The 21,692-nt window shown below is 54.4% G+C and carries 24 protein-coding genes and 1 tRNA gene; 6 read left to right on the forward strand and 19 right to left on the reverse strand.

Features of this window, described 5'->3' with window-relative positions; translation table 11 throughout:
* Positions 1 to 5 precede the first annotated feature (5 nt).
* Positions 6 to 425, reverse strand: coding sequence for a PaaI family thioesterase (locus TR2A62_RS03480; RefSeq protein WP_009159476.1), 420 nt, complete (start codon positions 423 to 425; stop codon positions 6 to 8).
* On the opposite strand from TR2A62_RS03480, the gene TR2A62_RS03485 reads away from it, so the two are divergent.
* Positions 424 to 1,269, forward strand: a complete 846-nt coding sequence (locus tag TR2A62_RS03485) for an enoyl-CoA hydratase (RefSeq protein WP_255346151.1) — start codon at positions 424 to 426, stop codon at positions 1,267 to 1,269. The two genes, TR2A62_RS03480 and TR2A62_RS03485, sit on opposite strands and share 2 nt — an antisense overlap.
* Here TR2A62_RS03485 and TR2A62_RS03490 read toward each other — a convergent pair whose 3' ends face one another.
* From TR2A62_RS03490 to TR2A62_RS03500, 3 genes are all read right to left on the reverse strand, one after another.
* Positions 1,270 to 2,739, reverse strand: coding sequence for a carboxypeptidase M32 (locus TR2A62_RS03490; protein WP_009158277.1), 1,470 nt, complete (start codon positions 2,737 to 2,739; stop codon positions 1,270 to 1,272).
* Between the two features lie 3 nt (positions 2,740 to 2,742).
* Positions 2,743 to 3,888 carry a heme A synthase gene (ctaA, locus tag TR2A62_RS03495; protein WP_009158012.1) on the reverse strand — a complete coding sequence of 382 codons (1,146 nt, stop codon included), beginning with the start codon at positions 3,886 to 3,888 and terminating at the stop codon, positions 2,743 to 2,745.
* 72 nt (positions 3,889 to 3,960) lie between these two features.
* On the reverse strand, positions 3,961 to 4,734 hold the full coding sequence (locus TR2A62_RS03500; RefSeq protein ID WP_050761107.1) for an RNA methyltransferase: 774 nt from the start codon (positions 4,732 to 4,734) through the stop codon (positions 3,961 to 3,963).
* A 126-nt stretch (positions 4,735 to 4,860) separates the two neighbouring features.
* Here TR2A62_RS03500 and TR2A62_RS03505 point away from each other — a divergent pair, with 126 nt between their 5' ends.
* A complete protein-coding gene (locus tag TR2A62_RS03505; protein ID WP_040820137.1) occupies positions 4,861 to 5,490 on the forward strand; it encodes a thiamine phosphate synthase in 630 nt (209 codons plus the stop codon).
* Here TR2A62_RS03505 and TR2A62_RS03510 read toward each other — a convergent pair.
* The 3 genes from TR2A62_RS03510 to TR2A62_RS03520 all read right to left on the reverse strand — a co-directional run bounded on the left by TR2A62_RS03510 (position 5,439) and on the right by TR2A62_RS03520 (position 7,396).
* Complete coding sequence (locus TR2A62_RS03510) at positions 5,439 to 6,302, reverse strand: 1-acyl-sn-glycerol-3-phosphate acyltransferase (RefSeq protein ID WP_009159045.1); 864 nt, start codon at positions 6,300 to 6,302, stop codon at positions 5,439 to 5,441. The two genes, TR2A62_RS03505 and TR2A62_RS03510, sit on opposite strands and share 52 nt — an antisense overlap.
* Complete coding sequence (locus tag TR2A62_RS03515) at positions 6,302 to 7,066, reverse strand: GNAT family N-acetyltransferase (RefSeq protein ID WP_009158029.1); 765 nt, start codon at positions 7,064 to 7,066, stop codon at positions 6,302 to 6,304. The genes TR2A62_RS03510 and TR2A62_RS03515 overlap by 1 nt, the downstream gene beginning before the upstream one ends.
* 144 nt (positions 7,067 to 7,210) lie before the next feature.
* The gene (locus TR2A62_RS03520; protein WP_009160708.1) at positions 7,211 to 7,396 is read right to left on the reverse strand and encodes a DUF3553 domain-containing protein; all 186 of its coding nucleotides are present in this window, start codon (positions 7,394 to 7,396) and stop codon (positions 7,211 to 7,213) included.
* Positions 7,397 to 7,545: 149 nt separating this feature from the next.
* On the opposite strand from TR2A62_RS03520, the gene TR2A62_RS03525 reads away from it, so the two are divergent.
* Positions 7,546 to 8,043 carry a histidine phosphotransferase family protein gene (locus TR2A62_RS03525; RefSeq protein WP_150103552.1) on the forward strand — a complete coding sequence of 166 codons (498 nt, stop codon included), beginning with the start codon at positions 7,546 to 7,548 and terminating at the stop codon, positions 8,041 to 8,043.
* Here the strand turns inward: TR2A62_RS03525 and TR2A62_RS03530 are convergent.
* The 8 genes from TR2A62_RS03530 to TR2A62_RS03565 form a co-directional block, all read right to left on the reverse strand.
* Positions 8,040 to 9,293 (reverse strand): glutamate-5-semialdehyde dehydrogenase, encoded by a 1,254-nt coding sequence (locus TR2A62_RS03530; protein ID WP_009159657.1) that lies wholly within the window; start codon positions 9,291 to 9,293, stop codon positions 8,040 to 8,042. The two genes, TR2A62_RS03525 and TR2A62_RS03530, sit on opposite strands and share 4 nt — an antisense overlap.
* Positions 9,294 to 9,310: 17 nt before the next feature.
* Positions 9,311 to 10,417, reverse strand: coding sequence for a glutamate 5-kinase (proB, locus tag TR2A62_RS03535; RefSeq protein WP_009158587.1), 1,107 nt, complete (start codon positions 10,415 to 10,417; stop codon positions 9,311 to 9,313).
* Positions 10,405 to 11,445 (reverse strand): GTPase ObgE, encoded by a 1,041-nt coding sequence (gene obgE, locus TR2A62_RS03540; protein WP_009159123.1) that lies wholly within the window; start codon positions 11,443 to 11,445, stop codon positions 10,405 to 10,407. The genes proB and obgE overlap by 13 nt, the downstream gene beginning before the upstream one ends.
* The gene (locus TR2A62_RS17500) at positions 11,442 to 11,990 is read right to left on the reverse strand and encodes a GNAT family N-acetyltransferase (protein WP_009160184.1); all 549 of its coding nucleotides are present in this window, start codon (positions 11,988 to 11,990) and stop codon (positions 11,442 to 11,444) included. Before TR2A62_RS17500 ends, obgE begins: the two co-directional genes overlap by 4 nt.
* Positions 11,987 to 12,526, reverse strand: a complete 540-nt coding sequence (locus tag TR2A62_RS03550) for a GNAT family N-acetyltransferase (protein ID WP_009159612.1) — start codon at positions 12,524 to 12,526, stop codon at positions 11,987 to 11,989. The genes TR2A62_RS17500 and TR2A62_RS03550 overlap by 4 nt, the downstream gene beginning before the upstream one ends.
* 11 nt (positions 12,527 to 12,537) lie before the next feature.
* On the reverse strand, positions 12,538 to 13,128 hold the full coding sequence (locus tag TR2A62_RS03555) for a LysE family translocator (protein WP_009160578.1): 591 nt from the start codon (positions 13,126 to 13,128) through the stop codon (positions 12,538 to 12,540).
* Positions 13,129 to 13,226: 98 nt separating this feature from the next.
* Positions 13,227 to 13,496, reverse strand: coding sequence for a 50S ribosomal protein L27 (gene rpmA / locus TR2A62_RS03560; protein ID WP_009157587.1), 270 nt, complete (start codon positions 13,494 to 13,496; stop codon positions 13,227 to 13,229).
* Positions 13,497 to 13,507: 11 nt separating this feature from the next.
* Entirely contained in the window at positions 13,508 to 14,266 is a 759-nt protein-coding gene (locus tag TR2A62_RS03565; protein ID WP_009158443.1) for a 50S ribosomal protein L21, read from the reverse strand.
* 266 nt (positions 14,267 to 14,532) lie between these two features.
* Between TR2A62_RS03565 and TR2A62_RS03570 the strand changes: the two genes are divergently transcribed.
* Positions 14,533 to 14,805, forward strand: coding sequence for a hypothetical protein (locus TR2A62_RS03570; protein ID WP_009159798.1), 273 nt, complete (start codon positions 14,533 to 14,535; stop codon positions 14,803 to 14,805).
* Here TR2A62_RS03570 and TR2A62_RS03575 read toward each other — a convergent pair.
* A complete protein-coding gene (locus tag TR2A62_RS03575) occupies positions 14,802 to 15,617 on the reverse strand; it encodes a DUF2059 domain-containing protein (RefSeq protein WP_040820142.1) in 816 nt (271 codons plus the stop codon). The two genes, TR2A62_RS03570 and TR2A62_RS03575, sit on opposite strands and share 4 nt — an antisense overlap.
* Positions 15,618 to 15,756: 139 nt before the next feature.
* Between TR2A62_RS03575 and TR2A62_RS03580 the strand changes: the two genes are divergently transcribed.
* Both TR2A62_RS03580 and TR2A62_RS03585 read left to right on the forward strand, forming a co-directional pair.
* Positions 15,757 to 17,331, forward strand: coding sequence for a sulfotransferase (locus tag TR2A62_RS03580; RefSeq protein ID WP_009158173.1), 1,575 nt, complete (start codon positions 15,757 to 15,759; stop codon positions 17,329 to 17,331).
* Positions 17,332 to 17,383: 52 nt separating this feature from the next.
* Positions 17,384 to 17,473: transfer RNA gene (locus tag TR2A62_RS03585), tRNA-Ser, on the forward strand.
* 101 nt (positions 17,474 to 17,574) lie between these two features.
* Here the strand turns inward: TR2A62_RS03585 and TR2A62_RS03590 are convergent.
* The 3 genes from TR2A62_RS03590 to glpD form a co-directional block, all read right to left on the reverse strand.
* Positions 17,575 to 18,213, reverse strand: coding sequence for a hypothetical protein (locus TR2A62_RS03590; RefSeq protein ID WP_009158993.1), 639 nt, complete (start codon positions 18,211 to 18,213; stop codon positions 17,575 to 17,577).
* A gap of 283 nt (positions 18,214 to 18,496) precedes the next feature.
* Entirely contained in the window at positions 18,497 to 19,987 is a 1,491-nt protein-coding gene (gene glpK, locus TR2A62_RS03595; protein WP_009159281.1) for a glycerol kinase GlpK, read from the reverse strand.
* A gap of 72 nt (positions 19,988 to 20,059) precedes the next feature.
* A complete protein-coding gene (gene glpD, locus TR2A62_RS03600; RefSeq protein WP_009160080.1) occupies positions 20,060 to 21,631 on the reverse strand; it encodes a glycerol-3-phosphate dehydrogenase in 1,572 nt (523 codons plus the stop codon).
* Between the last annotated feature and the right edge of the window lie 61 nt (positions 21,632 to 21,692).

Below are 21,692 nucleotides of genomic sequence, written 5' to 3' on the forward strand. Positions count from 1 at the left end.
TCGTGTTATTTCGGTGGGATAGCATAGGTCAAATTGGCCCGCGCGACTGGAGCGTCATGCCCTTCGGATCGCAGCAAAGCATCGCCAACAGCCAATACACGACCGACCTTTAAGAGCCTGACATCGCAAATTAAATCGGCATCTGCCGTCGGTCTACGCATAAAATCAATTGCACAGTTTGCCGTGACGGCCAATTCCTGTGGGCCAATGCGTGACAGCACCGCGATGTACATCGCCACATCAGCCAAGGCGAACATAGAGGGGCCTGAAACGGTTCCACCCGGTCGCAAATGACGGTCCTGCACCCTTAAGCGAACGCAAACACCGACCGCTCCGATACTCTCAATCACAAAATCCGTTCCGATTTGGGGAAAGGTATCGCCCAAAAAGCATGTGATTTCTGGAATCGACATAATTGCGTTCATGACTTCCCTCTTGGTCAATGCCCTACTAACCTGCGCCCAAGAGACGACGGAGATCAAGATGGCAATTCTAGAACGTAGCGACGCAGACGGCATCGCACATTTGACCCTAAATGCACCCGAGCGCCTGAACGCCCTTTCGGATGCGATGTTGGCCGCACTACAGGACCAAATTGATACATTGGCGACAGATCGCAGTATTCGGGTGGTGATTTTGTCCGGTGCGGGCAAAGCGTTTTGTGCGGGTCATGACCTCAAGGAAATGACTGCCGCGAGACAGGCCCCTGATGGTGGTGCCGCTGCATTTAAGGACCTCTTTGATCGCTGTGCGTCGATGATGAAGGGGATCCAGTCCCTGCCCCAACCCGTCATCGCACAGGCCCACGGGATCGCTACCGCCGCTGGGTGCCAGTTGGTTGCGACCTGCGATTTAGCCGTGGCCGCCACAGGCACGCGGTTTGGCGTCAATGGCGTCAACATTGGGCTGTTTTGCTCGACCCCGATGGTCGCTCTTAGCCGGAATATCGGCCGAAAACGCGCCTTTGAGATGTTGACAACGGGCGAATTTATCGAAGCGGACGAGGCCAAGCGGCTTGGGCTCATCAATCACGCGGTGCCGGACGACGCTCTTGTTGTCGAAACCCGGGCGCTCGCCACCAAAATCGCATCCAAACTCGGAACTGCCGTCAGGCACGGCAAACGCGCGTTCTACGAACAGCTCGAGCGCAGCACATCAGACGCCTATGCGTTTACCGGCGATGTCATGGTTGAAAACATGCTGGACGCCGACACCCGCGAAGGCATCGACGCATTTTTGGAAAAACGTGATCCCAACTGGGAGCAGTGATTATAGCCTGTATAGATCGGTGAATTTGGCGTCGAGATAGCCCAGAAGTGGTGCTTCGCTCGGAGCCTTGCCCGTCGCATGCATAATCGTGTCACGCGGGCTACGCAGGCTGCCGAATTGCTGGAGGTTTTCACGCAACCATGTTGTTGCCGCCTGAGCATCGCCGCGGGCCAAATCATCGTCCAGCGAAGGAACCGCCTCGCGCAGCGCCTCGTAGAGGCATCCAGCGTAGACATTACCAAGGCTATACGTCGGGAAGTATCCGAACAGACCCAGGGACCAATGCACATCCTGCAACACACCGTTGGATGGACGATCAACAGCATAGCCAAAATCGGCAGCAAAGCGTGTGTTCCATGCCTCTTCGAGGTGTTGGACATCTAAATCGCCCGACATAAGTTGACGCTCTAGATCAAAGCGCAACATGACGTGCAGATTATATTGTATCTCGTCGGCCTCAGTTCGGATGTAGCCGTTTGAGACGCTGTTCACGCAGCGATAAAACGCATCCTCTTCAGCAATTCCAAAGTCACCAAACTGGTCGCGCATGTGACCGAAAAGGAACCCCGTAAACGCGCGGCTTCGACCCATTTGATTCTCGTAAATCCGGCTCTGGCTTTCATGGACGCCCATTGAGACACCTTGGCCCAGTGCCGTCAAAGCATAGGCATCGTCAATTCCCTGTTCGTAACAGGCATGCCCAACTTCGTGAATTGTTGAGTAAAAACAATTGAATGGGTCACCAGCACTCGTACGTGTGGTGATCCGGACATCATGACCTGATCCGCTGGAAAATGGATGCACAGCCTTGTCGATACGGCCTTTGTTCAGGTCGTATCCGAACACCTCGGCCAATTTGGTCGACACGGCAAGTTGGCCGGCCTCGTCAAATGTATGGTCCAAGCTAGGCGCAGGATTTGCGGCCAAGACAGCGGCCCGAAGATCAACCAAGCGTGGACGCAACGCATCGAACATCGTGGCGATTTCGACGCCAGTTGCACCTTGCTCGTAATCATCAAGCATGGCGTCATATACGTCCCCACCATCCGCCAATGCAGCGCCTTCTTGGCGTTTTAGATCAACCACATGCGACAGGGTTGGCAAAAACGCAGACACGTCTTCGGCAGCACGCGCTTCTGCCCAAGTGCCCTGAGCTGCACTGGTGACTTTGGCGATTTCGGTCGCGAGATCAGCTGGAATTTTGCAAGCCTTCTCATAACCGATAGTGATTTCGCGCAAAATTGCATTTTCAACGTCATTCTTAGGTTTTGCGGATGCGATCCATTCACCGATCCGAGGGTCGGTGCGCCGTGCATGCAAAACGGTTTGGATTGCACCCATTTCTTCGGCGCGTTGACCTGCAGAGCCACGAGGCATCATGGTTTCTTGGTCCCAGCCCAAACGGCCAGCGATCTGACCCAGTGCTTGGGTGTCACGGTCAAATGCGATCAGGTCTTTCATTGCGATCATGGCTTAGCCTCGTTGAATGGATCGGGCGGCGGGATATGCGGTGGCGAACCGTGCGCGTAGGATCAGAACCCACAAAACAACCGCCAAGAACTGGTGCACAATCGCAATATGTGCAGGCGCCGAGTAGAGAACGGTTACGACGCCGACCGCCATCTGTAGGAGCAGGACCGCAAGCATCGTGTTGAACGAAAATCGTGTGGCACCATTGGGTGAACGACGCGCGCGCATCCAAACAAAGACGCCAAACGCCATCAAACCATAGCCCGACATGCGGTGGATGAACTGCACCAACCCGTCATTTTCAAAGAAATTACGCCACCACGGTGTGATCGCAAAGAGTTCAGGCGGTAAAAAACCACCCGCCATCAAAGGCCAATCTGGGTATCCGCGTCCCGCATCAATGCCCGCCACCAATGCCCCAAGCAATATTTGAACAAAGGCAAAGATCGTGAGACCCGTGGCCAACGGGATCAATGCCGTCTCTCGAGCACGGCGCGCTTGCATCAATTCTGCTTCGCTGCGACCCATGGCAAAGATGTACCACGCGATGAAGCCTAGGATAACAAACGCCAATCCCAAATGTGTCGCCAGCCGGTACGATGCGACATCCAGCATGGTTCCTGTCAGGCCAGATGACACCATCCACCAGCCAATCGCACCCTGCAGACCGCCCAAAACGCCCAATATGAACAGGCGACCGGTCCACCCCGTCGGGATTTGTTTGACAATCAAAAAGCCAAAGAAACCTATTGCCCAAACCAGTCCAATAACGCGGCCCAATTGACGATGGCCCCATTCCCACCAGTAAATGACCTTGAACTCTTGCAACGTCATACCCGCATTTTGAAGCTGGTATTCCGGGATTTCCTTATACTTTTCGAACGCTAGGGCCCAATCAGCGGCATTCAGTGGCGGGATCGCCCCCATCAGTGGCGCCCATTCAGTAATCGACAATCCACTGTCGGTAAGACGGGTTAAACCGCCCACTGCAATCATCACAACCACGAGGGTAAAGAGCAGCATCAGCCACAAACGTATTCCAGAGCGCGCGCCGCGACCGTTGGCATCAATCAAACCAGGATTGGGAGCTGCGACTTGCGCCTTTTGTGCGGTCCCGACGTCTTCGAAAATATTGCGCTGCTTGGCCATGTTGTATCGCCTTTTATTGTCGTTTGGCATGAACCTAAGTCCACGCAAGGTCAGTCACAAGGCTAGATAGCGCTACTCGTCACCGCGTTCTTTCCAACGGACCATTTGCCGCAAGACACCATGCAAAGTTTGTACGTCTGCTTTGGTCAAAGGCATCCGAGACCACAGATTTCGCAGGTTTTGTTTCATCCCGTCGGCTTTTTGCTCAGGATAAAAGAAACCAGCCTGATCGAGCCTGTCTTCGTAGTGTTCGGTCAGTTTCTCGATCTCGATCTGTTCGGCCCAGTCGGTTTTGATCATTTCAACGCGGCTGTGTTCAATTTGGGCGACCTGCCGTTGCCACTCGTACCCCACGAGCAAAACACATTGGGCTAGGTTCAAAGACGCAAAATCGGGGTTCACTGGCACCGAAATGATCGCATTTGCCCGTGCAATGTCATCATTTTCCATACCTGCGCGTTCAGGTCCGAACATGACAGCGACCTTTTCACCCGCAGCGACCTTTTGGGCGGCCAGCTCCATCGCTGCCTCTGGGGACATGACCGGTTTGGTCAATCCACGTGGGCGCGCGGTCGTGGCAAAGACATATGTACAATCTGCCACAGCATCTGCCGTGCTGTCGTAGACTAACGCTTCATCCAACAGCCGCCCTGCCCCAGATGCCATAGCCACTGCGTTGGGATTGGGCCATCCATCACGCGGAGCAGCTATCCGCATCCGGTCGAGACCGAAATTCCACATAGCACGCGCCGAAGCGCCGATGTTCTCGCCCATTTGCGGACGGATCAAAACAAAGCTCGGCTGTGGGTGCGGGCTGGCAGATTGTTGGGCCTTGGGGACGGGCATGGTGAACCTCTCAAAATCAGGTTCCTGATACGCTGACATTTTCGCCCCTGCAACCACGCGTGGGAACTGGTCAAGCCACGCTTTCCCCGTTAGAACGAGCGCAGAAAGACCAATAGGATCAGACCAATGACCCAAGACGATGCGCCTCAAACACCGCAGATCTATCTGATCACGCCACCTGAATTCGAGCTGTCGACGTTTCCCGACCAACTGGGCAAGTGTCTTGATACAACCGAGGTGTCTTGTGTTCGGCTCAGCTTGGCCACCCGTGATGAAGATCGGATTTCACGCGCGGCGGATGCCCTGCGCGAGGTGACACACGCACGTGATGTGGCATTGGTCATCGACAGCCATATCCTGATGGTCGAACGCTTGGGGCTGGACGGGGTCCACCTGTTGGATGGTTCGCGATCAGTGCGCAGCACCCGGACAGAGTTGGGCGAGGACGCTATTATTGGCGCCTTTTGTGCGACCTCAAGCCACGACGGGATGAGTGCCGGCGAGCACAGCGCAGACTATGTCAGTTTCGGCCCTGTTGGGGCATCCGCGCTGGGTGACGGATCTACCGCGCCGTTGGATTTGTTCCAGTGGTGGTCGCAAATGATCGAAGTTCCCGTTGTCGCCGAAGGCGGCTTGGACGACGCGTTGATTGGACAACTCTCTGATCACACGGACTTTTTCGGCCTAGGTGACGAGATCTGGTCTCAGGACGATCCTGCGGCACGGCTCTCGATGCTCGTCGCGACGATGTCCTGATCATCTAAACCTGAACGCACCGCGGCTTCTATTTCTTTGGCCAGCGTTTTGCGATCCTTCGCGTCTTTTAGCGCGATTGGTGTGTGATAGATCAGTTTAATGCCACCTTGAGGCCGCGTGGTCAGTATTTGCCAAAGGTTCGGTGCAAATTCCATCTCACCCCACCAACCATAGTATCGCGGGTCCTGCCCTACGGGTGCGATATAGCGCAGAGTGACGGGTTGGATACTAAGCTCGTCGCGCACATCAGGTGCAAAGAACGCAGCAAACAACGTCGGTTTGAATGGCAACACACGAATTCCATCGGTCGAAGTGCCTTCTGGAAAAAACTGTAGCCTGTGACCGGCCATCAAACGTTCCGTAAACATGTCGCGGTGTACTGCCGCCTCGCGTGGATTGCGGCGGATAAACAATGTTCCTGTCGCGCGCGCCAGCCATCCGATCCCGGGCCAGCCTTCGACCTCGGATTTAGCGACAAAATAGATCAGGTCGTTTGCGTTCAACGCAAAAATATCGAGCCAGCTCGTATGATTGGACACAACTGCACCACGGCCAGTCATCGGAGCACCAACGGTTCGATATTCAATTCCTAAAATGACAAAAGCCAGCCGACAGACGGTGCGCGTGATCCGTGGCGTGATTGGCCTGTGAATTCCCCAAATGGGCTGCTCGACCACCCGTATCAGTAGTAAAACCGCGAGCCCGCCAAACACGACAAAAGCGAGCGGAACAATCCGAAGAAGGCCCAAGATCACCCCAACTGGTGTCGCACGATAAACAGGGATCGGGTCTTGGTTGTTCCACGGCTCCATTATGCCGCAAAACCTCGGGTGTAGATGCGTTTCTGTCGTTGGTTCATATCGTTCACATCAATGACAACGCAGACATCAACCGTATTGAACTGATGGTCGACGAACGCACCATCGCCGATACGCCCGCCTAGTTTTAGGTAGGCTTTGATCAACGCAGGTGTACCAATCATCGCGCGTTTGTCGTTCACCAACGGTGCTTCTAGCTGGTCCAGTGGAACATAGGATTCGGGCCGTGCCCGGACCCGCAATTCTGGTGCTGCACGATGCGTATGATGCAAATGGGCTAGCGGCTCGCACAGGCTTTCTATGTCCGTTCCATGAAAGCTCGCCACGCCAAAGATGATTTCGAAACCATTTTGGTCAATATAGTCAGCCAAACCGGCCCAGAGCTGTAAGAACCCTTTACCGCCTCGGAAATCGGGATGCATGCATGAACGCCCAAGTTCGAGCAACTTGCGGCCCGAATTTTTCAATCGGCTGAGGTCATATTCAATTTCGGTGTAGAACCGGCCGATCTTTGCGGCCGCTGCCCCGCTCAGCAATCGGTAAACACCGACAACATGATCGCCAACGTCGCGACGGTCATCGACTAGGATTAGATGCTCTGCCAGTGCATCAAACGTGTCGCATTCTAGTTGCCGTGCGTGATCAACATCAGAACCCGTGGCGCCTAGCTCTTGAACAAAGACGCGGTACCGTAGCCGCTGTGCGGCTTCGACGTCAGCGGGCGTTGCCGCCAATCTCACACTCAATCCTAGGCTCATTGAAATGCCCTACTACGACGATCTCGTTAACGAGTATTTAGGCACATCAGACGACAAAAACAACAGCTCAAAGGGTGAAAAAATCGCCTTAAGGTTGACGTGATGTATGGGTGCGCTACTTTGCACCCTCGCACGGGTTGTTAATCATTTATTCTCGAACTCTATTTCTAGGGTGATCCTTGATCCATCAATCACAACCTTTCCCGCCTCAGGAAAATTCACGGTGATCCGTCCTGCAATATTGGACTGCACTTGGCCCACACCCCAATCGGGTTGGTATGGATGGCGCACGCGCATTCCGGGCTCAAGTATGCTGTTCAACGCATTCATAACTTCGCCTTTCCCTCGACAGGAGACATGATTTGAAACGAGAAAATACCGAAATATCGGCCCAACTGTCCGCGTTGGTGGGGTCCCGTATCTGTCATGACCTTATTAGCCCCCTTGGCGCAATCAGCAATGGCATTGAATTGCTTGAGATGTCTAATCTCGCCGACACGCCCGAAGTTCAGTTGATTGCCGAGAGTATAGCGAATGCAAACGCACGAATTCTGTTCTTTCGGGTCGCGTTCGGTTCTAGCACCGAAACGCAGCGGATCAATCAGTCAGAGATCAATCAAACGCTGGGCGCGATCGCCGCTGGTGCGCGGGTCCAGTACCGATGGCAAGCCGCTGGCGACCACAGCCGCCCTGATGTGCGCATCCTGTTCTTGCTGATCCTGTGCATCGAGAGCGCGATGGCCTTTGGTGGCGAGATTACCGTCCAGTCGGTCGACGCGAAATGGCGGATCTGTGGTGAGGCGGACAAGTTAAAGATCGACCAACCCTTGTGGGACACTCTGTCTGCGCCATCGAGCCAAGCTGCAAAAATACCCGCCTCTGCCGTTCATTTTGCGTTGGTAACAGAACATTGCCGCGCCGCGGATCGCCGTTTGAAGGTGGATCTCACAGATCAGAAAATTCGCATCGAGTTTTAGGGCCGCAGTGTCCCATCACCGATCACAAGATATTTAAAGCTGGTCAATTGCTCGGCGCCAACAGGGCCACGGGCATGCATCTTGCCTGTTGCAATGCCGATCTCCGCGCCCATTCCAAATTCTCCGCCATCGGCGAATTGGGTCGATGCATTGTGCATCAAAATGGCGCTGTCTAGGCGCGCAAAGAAACGATCCACCACAGCATCATCTTCGGTCAAAACACAATCGGTGTGGTTCGAGCCGTACTGCCGGATATGTGCGATCGCCTCATCAACGTCATCCACGACGCGGGCCGCAATCTTCATGCCCAGAAATTCGACGCCCCAATCAGCATCTGTCGCCTCAATGCTCCCAGAAACACCCTCTGCGCGTACTTCCACATGCGCAGCAACCAGATCATCCACAATCTGTTGACCCAAAGTTTCGGCAACGTCGCGGTGGATCAACAGACATTCCGCCGACCCACAAATCCCCGTCCGGCGGGTTTTCGCATTCAGCACAACAGCCCGAGCTTTCTCGACATCAGCGGTCGCATCGACATAGATGTGGCAAATCCCCTCAAGGTGCGCAAAAATCGGCACGCGCGCTTCGCGCTGAACCAACCCAACGAGCCCTTTGCCGCCACGTGGCACGATCACATCAATGGTGTCGATCATGGTCAACATCTCGGACACGGCCGCGCGATCACGGGTTGGGACACGCAAAATGCCGTCTTCTGGCAAGCCCGCCGCCCGTAGCCCGTCAACCAAACAGGCGTGGATTGCACCCGATGAATGAAAACTCTCGGATCCGCCCCGCAATATGACAGCGTTACCAGCTTTTAGGCACAAGGCGCCTGCGTCCGCGGTGACATTCGGTCGGCTTTCGTAGATCACACCGATAACACCCAAAGGCGTTCTGACCCGTTTGATCTGCAAACCACTGGGGCGATCCCATTCAGTGATGACTTTGCCAACGGGATCATCTTGGGCCGCGATCGCGCGCAGACCGTCGACCATTGATTGGATCCGATCCTCGTCCAGCATTAGACGGTCCATCATCGCGTCGCTTAGACCTTTGTTTCGACCAAACTCTAGATCCTGCCCGTTCACCGCAATAATATCGGCCCGTTTGGCCCAGAGAGCGTCTGCGGCAGCCAGCAATGCCTGTTTTTTTTGCTCAGCAGTGGCAAATGCCAACTCGGCACTTGCGGCTTTGGCCCGTTTGCCAAGATCGGCCATCATCTCTGATACGTTGTTTGCTTGTGTCATCTCAAATCCTGTCTTGGTCAGACGACCATATCATCACGGTGAACCAAAGCGGCGCGGCCCTTGTGGCCCAAAACTGCTTCGATCTGCCCTGTTTGCTTGCCCACAATCTGGACGGCTTCGTTCGCGGCATATCGAGTTAGCCCGACAGCTTGTTGTGTCCCATCAGGTCCGACGATCGCCACGGGATCCCCACGTCCGAAGGTGCCCTCTACACTGGTAACACCTGCAGGCAGCAGGCTTTTGCCTTGGGCTAACGCACGGGCTGCTCCTGCATCAATCGTGATTGTTCCACGGGGCTTCATCGCTGAAATCCAGCCTTTGCGTGCCGCTTGCGGATCGGTCTGTGGGACAAACCACGTCGCTGCAGCACCCTGCCCTAGTTGGCGCAACGGGTTCGAACGGCTGCCCAAGGTGATTGCCATTGCACAGCCTGCATCCATTGCAATCTTGGCGGCCATGATTTTGGTTTTCATCCCACCTTTGGACAGTCCCGAACCGGCATCGCCAGCCATGGCTTCTAGATCCGGCGTGATTTTGTCGATGACATCATACCGAACCGCGTTTGCATCACCATTGGGATTGGCGGAATAGAAACCGTCGACATCACTGAGCAAGACCAACTGGTCCGCACCAACTGTCACGGCGACCTGCGCGGCCAGTCGGTCATTGTCACCATAGCGAATTTCGTCTGTCGCAATCGTGTCGTTCTCGTTCACGATTGGCACCACCCCCAACGACAAAAGCTGTTCCAACGTTGCACGAGAATTCAAATAGCGACGGCGGTCGGCGCTATCCTCGAGAGTTACCAAAACCTGTGCCGCGACAATGTCATGAGGTGCCAGAACATCCTGATACGCCCGCGCGAGCTGAATTTGACCGACCGCAGCCGCCGCTTGGGATTGCTCAAGCGCGAGTTCAGTTGCGGGCAATCCTAAAACGCCACGCCCCAACGCAATTGATCCGGACGAAACGAGGATGACATCGGTGCTGCCCGCGCGCAGCTCTGCGACATCAGCGGCCAATCCGTTCAGCCAAACTTGGTTCAGCTGTCCGGTTGCCCCGTCCACCAACAAGGCCGAGCCGATCTTGACGACCAGCCGTTTTGCGTTGCTTAGGGTTGCCACGGCGCAGGTTCGTCCATTTCTTCTTTTTTGATGCGTAACTTGTCATCCTCGATCTGCCCACGCACAGCGCGCAACACATCGATCAAACCTTCTCGGCTTACGCCGGACATCATCAAGACGGGCGCACCGCAAGCTTCTTCCAGATCAGCTTTAGCTTCGGCACGCTCTTCGTCAGCCAATGCGTCGATTTTATTCAACGCAGTTACGCGTGGCTTGTGGGCCAACTCGCCACCATAAGCCTCAAGCTCGCCAATAATGGTTCGGTAGTCCTCTGCCACCGTCTCGGACGTGCCGTCGACCAAATGCAAAAGAACCGAGCAACGCTCGACGTGCCCTAAGAAACGGTCGCCAATACCGCGCCCTTCTGAGGCGCCTGCGATCAAACCGGGAATATCCGCCATTACGAATTCAGTGTCGTCCACTCCGACAACCCCAAGGTTTGGATGGAGCGTTGTAAACGGATAGTCGGCAATCTTTGGCCGCGCATTCGAGCTGGCCGCAAGGAATGTCGATTTACCCGCGTTGGGCAGTCCCAACAATCCGGCATCCGCGATCAGTTTGAGGCGCAACCAGATCGTGCGTTCAATCCCGGGCAGACCGGGATTTGAGCGCCGGGGTGCTTGGTTCGTAGCAGATTTAAAATGCAAGTTGCCAAAACCGCCGTTGCCGCCACCAGCAAGGATCACGCGCTGGCCCACCTCTGTGAGATCGGCAATCACTGTCTCTTCGTCTTCATCCAGAATTTCGGTCCCAACGGGGACGCGCAACACAATGTCATCACCATCCGCACCGGTGCGCTGTTTGCCCATACCGGGGACACCGTTTTTGGCGAAAAAGTGCTGCTGGTAGCGAAAGTCGATCAGCGTATTCAGACCGTCGACGGCCTCGGCCACTACGTCGCCACCGCGACCACCGTCGCCACCATCCGGGCCACCATATTCAATGTATTTCTCGCGACGGAACGACACACAGCCACCGCCGCCGCCGCCGGAACGGATATAAACCTTGGCGAGATCGAGGAATTTCATGTGCGTGTCCTTACATCAGATGCGTCCAGCAGGTAATCTATGACGGGCGCAGGCTCAAGTCTTGCTGCTGACGTGCCCGTGCTCTCGCCCGTCTTTTGAAAGCCTAATTTGCGCAAAACAGCGCCCGACGCCGGATTATCGGCGAAATGATCGGCCACAACGGCGTCTATATCGTAACGTTCAAAGCTATCGGCGAGAAATTCGATCATGGCTTCGGTTGCGTACCCTTGCCCCCAATGTGCAGGATCAATGAAATAGGCGCAGGAGATGGGCTGGTCGTTTGCACTGCGTCCAATCCCAACGGTGCCAATCAATTCGCCATCTGGCAAACAGATCGCTGCGCGAAATCCCAAAGACCCGCGATACTGTGATGTGGCGATCGACGCCTTTACATCAGCCTCAGGCCACGGAGACCTGACCGAAAACAGCATCGGGGCGACATCGTCACGGCCCCCGATCCGCGCAAGATCGCGCCAGTCATCCGCCACGAGCCCGCGCAAGACCAACCGTTTGGTTGTCAAATGATAGGCTTGGACGTCTGTCACTGTTCAATCGCCTTGCTATAGGTCCAAGTCTGTACGACTGCATTTCGCGCGATACAAAAGGCCTCGGCATCTCCGAGATACTCAAAGCCCGCGTTCATCAGAACCCGTGCCGATCCGGGGTTGTCTTGAAACACCTGCCCGAAAATCCGGCTGTTATTGTGCGGATTGGCCTCAATCAGGACTGCGAGGGCTTCGCTTGCAAAGCCAGTCCCCCAGAACGCAGGCGCCACCCAATAGCCGATTTCGGATTGGCCACGGTCCATACGATTGAGCGATATCAGACCGATTACTTCGGCATGACCCTGTTCGCTGCCGTCCATCACCCAAACGTCTTCAGTGCGATCCGCAGACATTGAGGTTTCGATGAACGCCTCAGTAACACCAGGGGGCAGAGGATGTGGAATCACCGCCGTCATCTGCGCCACGCGCACATCGGCGGCATGCACTGAGATCAATCCCGCGTCACTCTTGCGTATCGGGCGCAAAAACAGACGCTGGGTGTTGTAGCTAGGTTGCTGAACCAAAGTATCAGTCATTGGTCTGCTCCTTAAATCAAAACATAGAGAACGCTGGCGACGGTCAGAGCCGCGAGGCTCCACATCAGGCAGCGTTCCGCAGGTTTGCCTGCGATGGCACGTGCAATGCTCTGGCCCGCAAAGGTCCAAACAGGATGCAGCACCAACTGTACGGCCAACAACAACGCCGCGATCGTCGCGGTCGCCTGCAACGCGGGCGTGCCCTCGGCTACGAAGTTCGTAAAGCTGCCTGTGATCATCGCCCAAGCCTTGGGGTTCAGCGGGTGCACAATCAGACCGGCCAGAAATCCCGGCGGCGTGTCATCCGCATTTTGCACAACCAACCGCGTGCCAGCGATACGCCATGCGAGATACAACAAATACGCGACCGACGCCCATTTGAAGACTGCAAAGACAATGGGTGCAGTTCCGGCCAATGTCATCAATCCAAAGCCGATCGGCCAAATCAGAAACTGTTTGCCCAGAGCGACGCCCGCGACAAAAGGAAAAGCACGGCGCAACCCGTATCGAGCGCCCGTTGCCAGCAAGACCATGTTTGCGGGTCCAGGTGTTGCAACCTGACCAATAGCGAACAGGATAAATCCTACAAATGCGACGCCCATGTTAAGTCCTTTCAATCGACACTTGGGAATTGGGAAAACGAAAAAGGGGACCGGTTTGCACCGATCCCCACAAATTCTTGTAACCTTTTGGGTTCGGATTATTCAGCGGCCTCCGCCAGCGGAGTAACCGAAATAAAGGTGCGGCCTTTCAGGCCTTTGTGGAAGGTCACATTGCCCTCGACAGTTGCAAAGATTGTGTGATCTTTGCCCATGCCAACACCCTCGCCCGGCCACTTTTTAGTGCCGCGCTGACGGATGATGATGTTGCCGGGGATGACGTGCTCGCCACCGTATTTTTTCACGCCAAGGCGGCGACCTGCTGAGTCGCGACCGTTACGGGATGAACCACCTGCTTTTTTGTGTGCCATAGTGTCTCTCCTTAGCCTTTCATGAACTCTTCAGCCTGCTTGATCCACTCATCGCGGTCAATGCGGCCCTTGAACGACAATTTGTCATCCATGTATGCAACTTCTTCCGGACCCCATGCGGCGATCTGGTCAAAGTGGAATACGCCGATGGAATGCAAAACGCCTTCCAGCTTTGGACCAACGCCAGAGATCTTCTTGAGATCATCAGCGCCACCCTCACGGGCCTCGGTCAACAAGTTTGCTGGCTTCTCGCCTGCAACTTCAACAGCTGTTGGCATCTCTTTTGCAGCAGCTTTCTTAGCAGCTGGCTTCTTCGCTGCGGGCTTCTCAGCCTTAGGCGCGTCTGCTTTCTTAGCGGCTTGCTTTTTCACAGGCTTGTTCGAAGGTGTCAGGTCCATTGCAGCGAGTGCTGCGAGGGATACCGAGCCAACACCGACTGCTTCTTTAATGCCCGACTTATCGGCACCTTTTTCAAGAATGTCAGTGATCCGAACCAACGTCAGTTGCTGACGGTGACCTTTGGTACGCTTGGACGAGTGCTTACGCCGGCGCTTCACAAAGTGAATAACCTTCTCGCCTTTGATCTGATCGATGACTTCGGCCTGGACGCCTGCACCAGAAACGGTGGGCATACCGACGGTCGAACCAACCATCAGAACTTCGTTGAATTGTACTGTTTCGCCGGCTGTTGCTGCGATCTTCTCCACACGGAGAACGTCGCCTGATGCAACTTTATATTGCTTGCCGCCGGTTTTCATAACCGCAAACATGGTATTTTCCTTTGTCTCCCGCGTCTCTCAGGTCCCGCAAGCGGCGTTTTTGACCCCATGTTTCCAAGCGATCACCTTCGGACAGCGCGCCCTGTGGGCGAATTTATGCTGTATTCGGACAAACCTGTTGCCCGAGTGCCGGCTTATCTGTCTGTTTGGTATTTAAGTCAAGCCCTAACACGAGGCCTATTTTCATGCGCACGCCCCTCATTTTACTGACGCTTTTGTGCGGATGCTCGAACTAGGCAAACCACCTTGGAAATCCATTGCTATGGCCTGTCCACGCAGTCAGCCACGCGGCCTCTGAGACGGCATATCAATCCAGACGTGGGGCTGTCGAACTCTTTGTGAAATCCAATCACCCTATCCTCGTCAGTGATATCCGCGCAGGCGGTGGCGCGACCCTGACCGAGGCTATGAACCGTGCCGAAGTTCCAACTGGCAATCGGGCGGGTTTGGTCTTGGATCTACAGTCTGACTTGCCGCTTTATTCCAACAGCCCTGACGCGATGATTGTCACCCTTATGGTCTATTCCTAGAGTTCTTCTGTCTGCATCATTTCTGCGGCGGCCATCCCAAGCGCACCGGAGACACCAACAAACATTTGGTCAAAGGCTTCAAACAGCGCGCGGTTCATTGCCTTGCCTTCCTCGGTTTTGGACAAAAGGATATAGGCGTCGATGTCTGTGGCCTCTAGGGGGTCATACGCCATTAAGAGGAATGAATAGACCCATTCTGTTGTGCTCGCTCGGATGTCGCCTTCTTGGCTCCAAACATCGCGCAAAACTTGGTCTTCGGTCAGATCATTGCCAAAGGCACTGCCGCCCATCAGGCCCATGTAGAACGCATAACTCGCGTTCAACGCGCCAACCACGTTGGTTTCCACAAGGTCATTCACCTGAACAAAGTCGTCGATGACCTGATACATCCTTGAATTGGCTGCGATCTGTTCTTGGGCAACGTCCTTGCTCGCGGCCTCTACATCCGCATCCAACATGGCGCGCCGCGCCGAAATTTCGAGATCAACTATCCGCTGGCCGCGTTCGGATTGAAAGAACGCGATCAACGGTGTGACATCTGTCTCATCCAATGCCTGTACGAACGCTGCCTCGACACCTTCGCGCAATCGATCCTCGTCGTAGATGTCGCTGACCACCTCGGCCCACGCAGGTCTTGGTATATCGCCAAACATGCCCTCACCAATCTCGGCACCATATTGCAGACCCTCTTGGCGCATCACGGGGATCATGCGATCTAGCCCCATCTGCGAGAACAAAGTGTTGGCCGGCGTTTGGGCGAAAACGCTCGTGGGCAGAATGAGCGACAGGGCTATTGCAAGGGATCGCAGCATGGGAACTCCTATTTTGTCCTCTGAATATGATTCATTGGTGGCCGAATTCCAACGCGTCCAACGCAATTGTGACGATTGACCATTTAGCCCCGCCTCGTTTCGCGTTAGCAAAGGGCAACAATTGACCCGAGGACGCACCATGCGACAACCAACACCGAACCCACAAATGGTCAAATTCAAGCATGCTCGCGCATTGCAAAAGGCGGGCAAGGTCAAACAGGCGATATCCGAATATCGTGCGCTCATTCTGATTGCTCCCAAAATGGCTGAGGCGCACTTTCAATTGGCGCGCCTGTTGATCGGCGAGCTGGAATATTCAAAGGCGCTAAATCACCTGGAAGTCGCCCGAAAGTACGCGCCGCTTGAAAAATCTGTTTGGCGCCAAACGTTGCATGCGTTGAACGAAGCTAATGATTTGTCCCGAACCCAAAGTGTCGTAAAGGAAGTTGGGTCCGGCCCTCTCGACAAGGCTTCGAAGGCAGTGTTGTGGATCGACTTGTCAGAAACGCTGATCAACCTTGGCGACACAAAGCTCGCGATCAAACTATGCCGTGATGCGCAAAAGGTATTCCCCAAGCAAGAACAACCGACCCGTATGATTGCCCGTGCCCATCTGCATGCAGGCGATTTTGACAAAACAGCTGCATCATGTCGGTCCGCGATCAAGATCAATCCTGGTTCGACTGATGCTTATTTGGGCTTGGCCAAGGTGCACAAATTCAAGATCGATGACCCTGAGCTTCAAGACATGAAGGCATTGCTTAAGACCGAGCTGACCGAAGTGGACACCGTGACGTTGAATTTTGCGTTAGGCAAAGCGCATGATGACATCAAGGATTACGACACTGCCTTTGCACATTACAAGGCCGCGAATGAGTGCTGTCGGAAATTGTCGCCGTTCAATTTTGACGAACATAAACGTGTTCTAAGCGCGATGCGCTCCACGTTGGACAATTACGATTTTGAAGAATTGGCAAAGGCGGGAAAACCAGACCGGTTGCCCATTTTCATCACAGGCAGTGCGCGTTCGGGCACCTCATTGGTCGAACAAATCTTGTCGCGTCATCCAGACGTCACATCGGCCGGAGAAACTGAATGGTTCACGCGGGCACGGACCCGCAGTTTGCAGTCCAAAATCATGGATGACGGAGATTTGCCCAGGGATTTGTCTTCGGCTATCTCAGCATTAGGCGAAACCTATCTTGCGCAAGCGCGCGAGCGGTTCCCAGATGCAAAGTACGTCACAGACAAAGCCATTTTCAACTATCGCTACCTTGGTCCCCTAGCTGCCGCCCTACCCAATGCGCCAATCATCATTCTGCGGCGTGACCCTCGTGACACCGCGACTTCGTGTTACCGCAATATGTTTAGGTATGGCACGCATCTCTATTCGAACGATCTAGCGGATCTAGGGCGTCATCTGGTCGATTTTGAAAAATTCGTTAGCTATTGGTCTGAGAAGCTCCCTAACCGGTTTCTCGAGGTTGATTATTCTGAGCTGACCAAGGATCCCGAACCTCAGGCAAAACGCATTCTCGACTACTGCGGTCTTGAATGGGTTCCAAATGTCCTGACGCCCGGTAAATCCGAATATCAGGTTCGGACGCTCAGCATTGTTCAGGCGCGCCAACCGATCAACAGCAAGTCTGTGGCGTCGTGGAAAAGATACGAAAAACACCTCGGCCCACTCTTTGATGCGCTCGAGAGCGATTGAAGGGTTGCACCTCTTTTCAGAGCGGATTAAACGCCCCTCGTGACTACCCAGTGGAGAGGTGCCGGAGTGGTCGAACGGGACGGATTCGAAATCCGTTGTACCTGCAAGGGTACCCAGGGTTCGAATCCCTGTCTCTCTGCCACTTTCCTACAACATAGTTTGGGCAAGCCGTTGGTTCACAAATGAAAACGCCGATCCTATCGGGGACCGGCGTAGCCCTGCTCGGTTTGCGAACGCGCTAGATCATAAAGTCATTTGCACTGAGATCCGAGGCTTGCAGCCCTTCCAGCAGGCCAGCAGATTGGTGACAACCAATCCTTCCACCTGTGGGCCGTTTAGTGCGGGCCTGCTTGTGATCCAGAACGGGTAAATAACATCGATGGCTGCCGGACCACTGATTTGGAGGTTTTCAACAACAATGTCCGTCGCGGCCTCGGTCGCAGTGGATGCTATGACAACCCCGTACTTCCATCCAACAATTGTAAGTGAGTCTGGTGATGGATCTGTCGATCCAACGTTGCCAATGAACGGATCCTTCGCCGCATCGCCCAGAACAGCCGTATCAGTATTCCCTGCGGCATCTAACGTGCCCGTACCAGTCAGGCCTGCAGATTGCGTGCCAGACAGATCATAGGCCGAACCGACAATGGCGCTATCCAGCGTTAGCGTTACACCAGCATTCAAATTCAACGCAATGTTGTCTTGGGCGACAATTGTTGTCGAAAATGACGTCGACGCAGTGACATTTACAACCCCGGATGTCGCGGTGGCTGATCCTAAAATGTATACATCCAAGGCCGCTAGCGCATCGTTGATATCGGCTCCGGTAGAAACGTCGATTGACGCAACGCCATTAAGTTCAACAATTGTAAAGTTATTCATTCCGTTCCTCTGCTCGAGCTTGCCCAGATGTCTTTTCGTTTTCTTGTGAGGCCTGCTGAATTTACTGCTTCACCAATCCAACAAAATATTGGACGGAATAAGGCAAAAACGGTGCCTAAACAGACAATCGGCCTTAAATAAGATGCAAGTCGGGACAACACTGCCCCTCTCTTTGACCTAACGATCAAAGGTGATTTGGGTAATTTATTTAGCGAGAACAGACAGTAATACCGATCTTTGGCTCTGAAATAGGTGACCGGTCACTACCTGGGCGAGAAGTGGATCAGCAATTTGTTATCGTACGTTGAACTGCATCCGTCCAACCAGCATATCTTTCGATCCGAACATCATCGTCCATCTGAGAAGAGAAGGTTTTGTCCACCGCCCAGTTGGCAGCAAATCCCGCCTGATCGGGGTAAACTCCAGCACGACTGCCAGCGAGCCACGCCACACCAAGTGCGGTGGTTTCCAGCACTTTGGGTCGATCAACGTCTGCATCGATGATGTCCGCCAGAAATTGCATGGTCCAGTCAGACGCACTCATGCCGCCATCTACACGCAAGGTCGCTCCGCCCTCGGCATCGTCCCAATCGGCATGCATCGCTTCGAGTAGGTCACGTGTTTGAAATCCAACGCTTTCCAAAGCGGCCTTTGCGAATTCCTTTGGGCCGGAATTGCGGGTTAACCCATAAATTGCGCCGCGTGCTTCTGCATCCCAATACGGCGCACCTAGGCCCGTGAAGGCAGGCACCATATAGAGCGAATGGCCGGTGTCAGCACTTTGCGCCATGGCTCCGGTTTCTGATGCATTTTCAATGATCTGCATGCCGTCTCGTAGCCATTGAACCACGGCACCTGCGATAAAGATTGATCCCTCAAGCGCATAGGTCACCTTGCCATCTAGCTGATATGCGATCGTGCCTAACAACCGGTTCTGGCTCTCCACCAGAGTATCGCCCGTGTTCAAAAGCGCGAAGCAACCCGTCCCGTAAGTGGATTTTAGCATTCCTGGCTCAAAGCTGGCCTGCCCCAGCGTGGCGGCTTGCTGATCTCCGGCAACGCCCAAAATTGGAATGTCGGCGCCAAGATGTTCTGCCAGTGCGGTGCCAAAATCTGCGGCACAGTCCGTGACATGGGGCAGCATCTCCATCGGAATACCAAACCTGTCGCAAATCTCGCTATCCCATGCTCCATCACGAATATTATACAGCATGGTGCGCGCGGCATTCGTGGCATCAGTGACGTGCTCTGCACCATTGGTAAATTTCCAGATCAGAAATGCATCAATTGTACCGAATAAGAGCCTGCCATTATGCGCTTTTGCCCTCACACCCTCGACGTTTTCCAAGATCCAACGCAACTTGGTACCCGAAAAATATGGATCCAACAGGAGACCCGTCTTTTGGGTCAACGTGCCCTCAAACCCTTCGGCCCTTAGCTGTTTGCAATACTCTGACGTCCGGCGGTCTTGCCAAACAATCGCGTTGTACACAGGCTCGCCAGTATTCTTGTCCCAAACCACGGTCGTTTCGCGCTGGTTTGTGATGCCAATTCCCGCAACGTCTGCTGCGGATATGCCCGCCTTTACAATCGCATCGCGAGAGGTTTGCAGCGTGGTCGCCCACAAATCTGCCGGATCATGTTCAACCCAACCCGATTGGGGGAAATGCTGTGGGAACTCTTGCTGGGAGGTCGCAACAATCTGCATATCAGCATCAAAAACGATGCCACGGCTCGATGTGGTGCCTTGGTCGATTGCAAGGATGTAGGTCATGATCGGTGCCCCAGTATTTTATGTAGCGTGCGTATTTTTGGTCGCAATTTATCGAATTGGCAATATCAGGTTCTACCCAGCCAAGACGGGGTTTTGTGCCATGTGGTCATCCAGTGTGTTGATCTGTTCCGCTGTCATCCTCAGGCCCAATTTAGAGCGACGCCAAACGACATCTTCGGCTGTTTGAGCATATTCACGCGACATCAACCACGTCACTTCGGCCTCGGTTAGGGTCGCACCAAAGTCAACCCCAAGGTCGCGCACATTGTTTGCCCCGCCTAGTATGTCAAAGGCTTCGGTTCCATACCCGCGGATCAGCCGCTGGGCCCAGCGTTCCGTCAAAAACGCGTAGGTGTTGCGCAAACGATCGGTCAAGGCCCCGACATCCGCCACTTTGAAATCACCTCCAGGCAGCGCGACACCTGCAGTCCATTCCGGCCCCGTTCCTGGTAAAACATTTGCAAGTTTGACCAGCGCGTGTTCCGCCAGCTTGCGGTATGTCGTGATCTTGCCCCCAAATACGTTCAAGAGTGGTGCGCCGCTTTCGTCCATCGACAACACATAGTCGCGTGTGGCCGCAGTCGCGGATTTTGCACCATCATCATAGAGAGGCCGCACACCAGAATAGGTCCAGACGATATCCTTGCGTTCAATCGATTGCTCGAAATATTGCGATGCGAAATGGCACAGATAGTCCTGTTCTTCCTGTGTTGCGATCGGTTTTGTTTCCAGATCGGTGTGTTCCGCATCTGTCGTGCCGATCAGCGTGAAATCAGTCTCATAAGGAATAGCGAAAATGATACGTCCGTCTTCACCTTGGAAGAAATAGCATTTATCATGGTCATAGAGCCGCTTGGTCACGATATGACTGCCCCGCACAAGGCGGACGCCTTCGCTCGAGTTCACGCGGACCGTATTGCGAATGATGTCTTCGACCCATGGTCCACCTGCATTCACAATGGCACGTGCATAGTGTGTCTCGAGGGTGCCGTTGGTATCGGTCACGATCTCCCACAAATCGTCGACGCGTGTCGCACTGACAGCTTTGGTGCGCGTCATGATCCGCGCGCCGCGCGCTTGGGCGTCGCGTGCGTTTAATACAACAAGGCGGGAATCCTCGATCCAGCAATCGCTATATTCGTAAGCCTTTACGAACTTTTCCTTGAGCGGAGCACCTTCGGGTCCAAACCTCAGATTGACCGTCCGCGTGGCGGGCAAAATTTCGCGCCCCCCCAAAGTGTCGTATAAAAACAAACCGAGACGGATCAACCAAGCGGGCCTGCGCCCCTTCATCCACGGCATAACAGTGTTCAACAGCTTTGATGTTGGTGTCTCGCCCTCAAACCGCATGTCGCGATGGTACGGCAATACAAACCGCATGGGCCAACTGATGTGAGGCATCGCGCGCAGCAGCGTTTCTCGTTCGACCAACGCTTTGCGTACGAGGTTAAACTCGAAATACTCCAAATACCGAAGGCCTCCGTGGAACAGCTTGGTTGATGCCGATGACGTGGCCGACGCCAGATCGTTCTTTTCCACCAAAGCGACCGACAACCCACGCCCCGCTGCATCCCGTGCGATGCCGCAACCGTTTATGCCGCCGCCAATGACAAAGATGTCGTGTGGAGTGTGCTGTGTGTTCATCGAAATGCCTCTGCTCTTCTGGTGATTGGGTGCCACACGGATCAATTTGGGGCAAGCGCAA

Origin of the sequence: Thalassobium sp. R2A62 (genome assembly GCF_000161835.1) — a bacterium.
Lineage (GTDB): Bacteria > Pseudomonadota > Alphaproteobacteria > Rhodobacterales > Rhodobacteraceae > Thalassobium.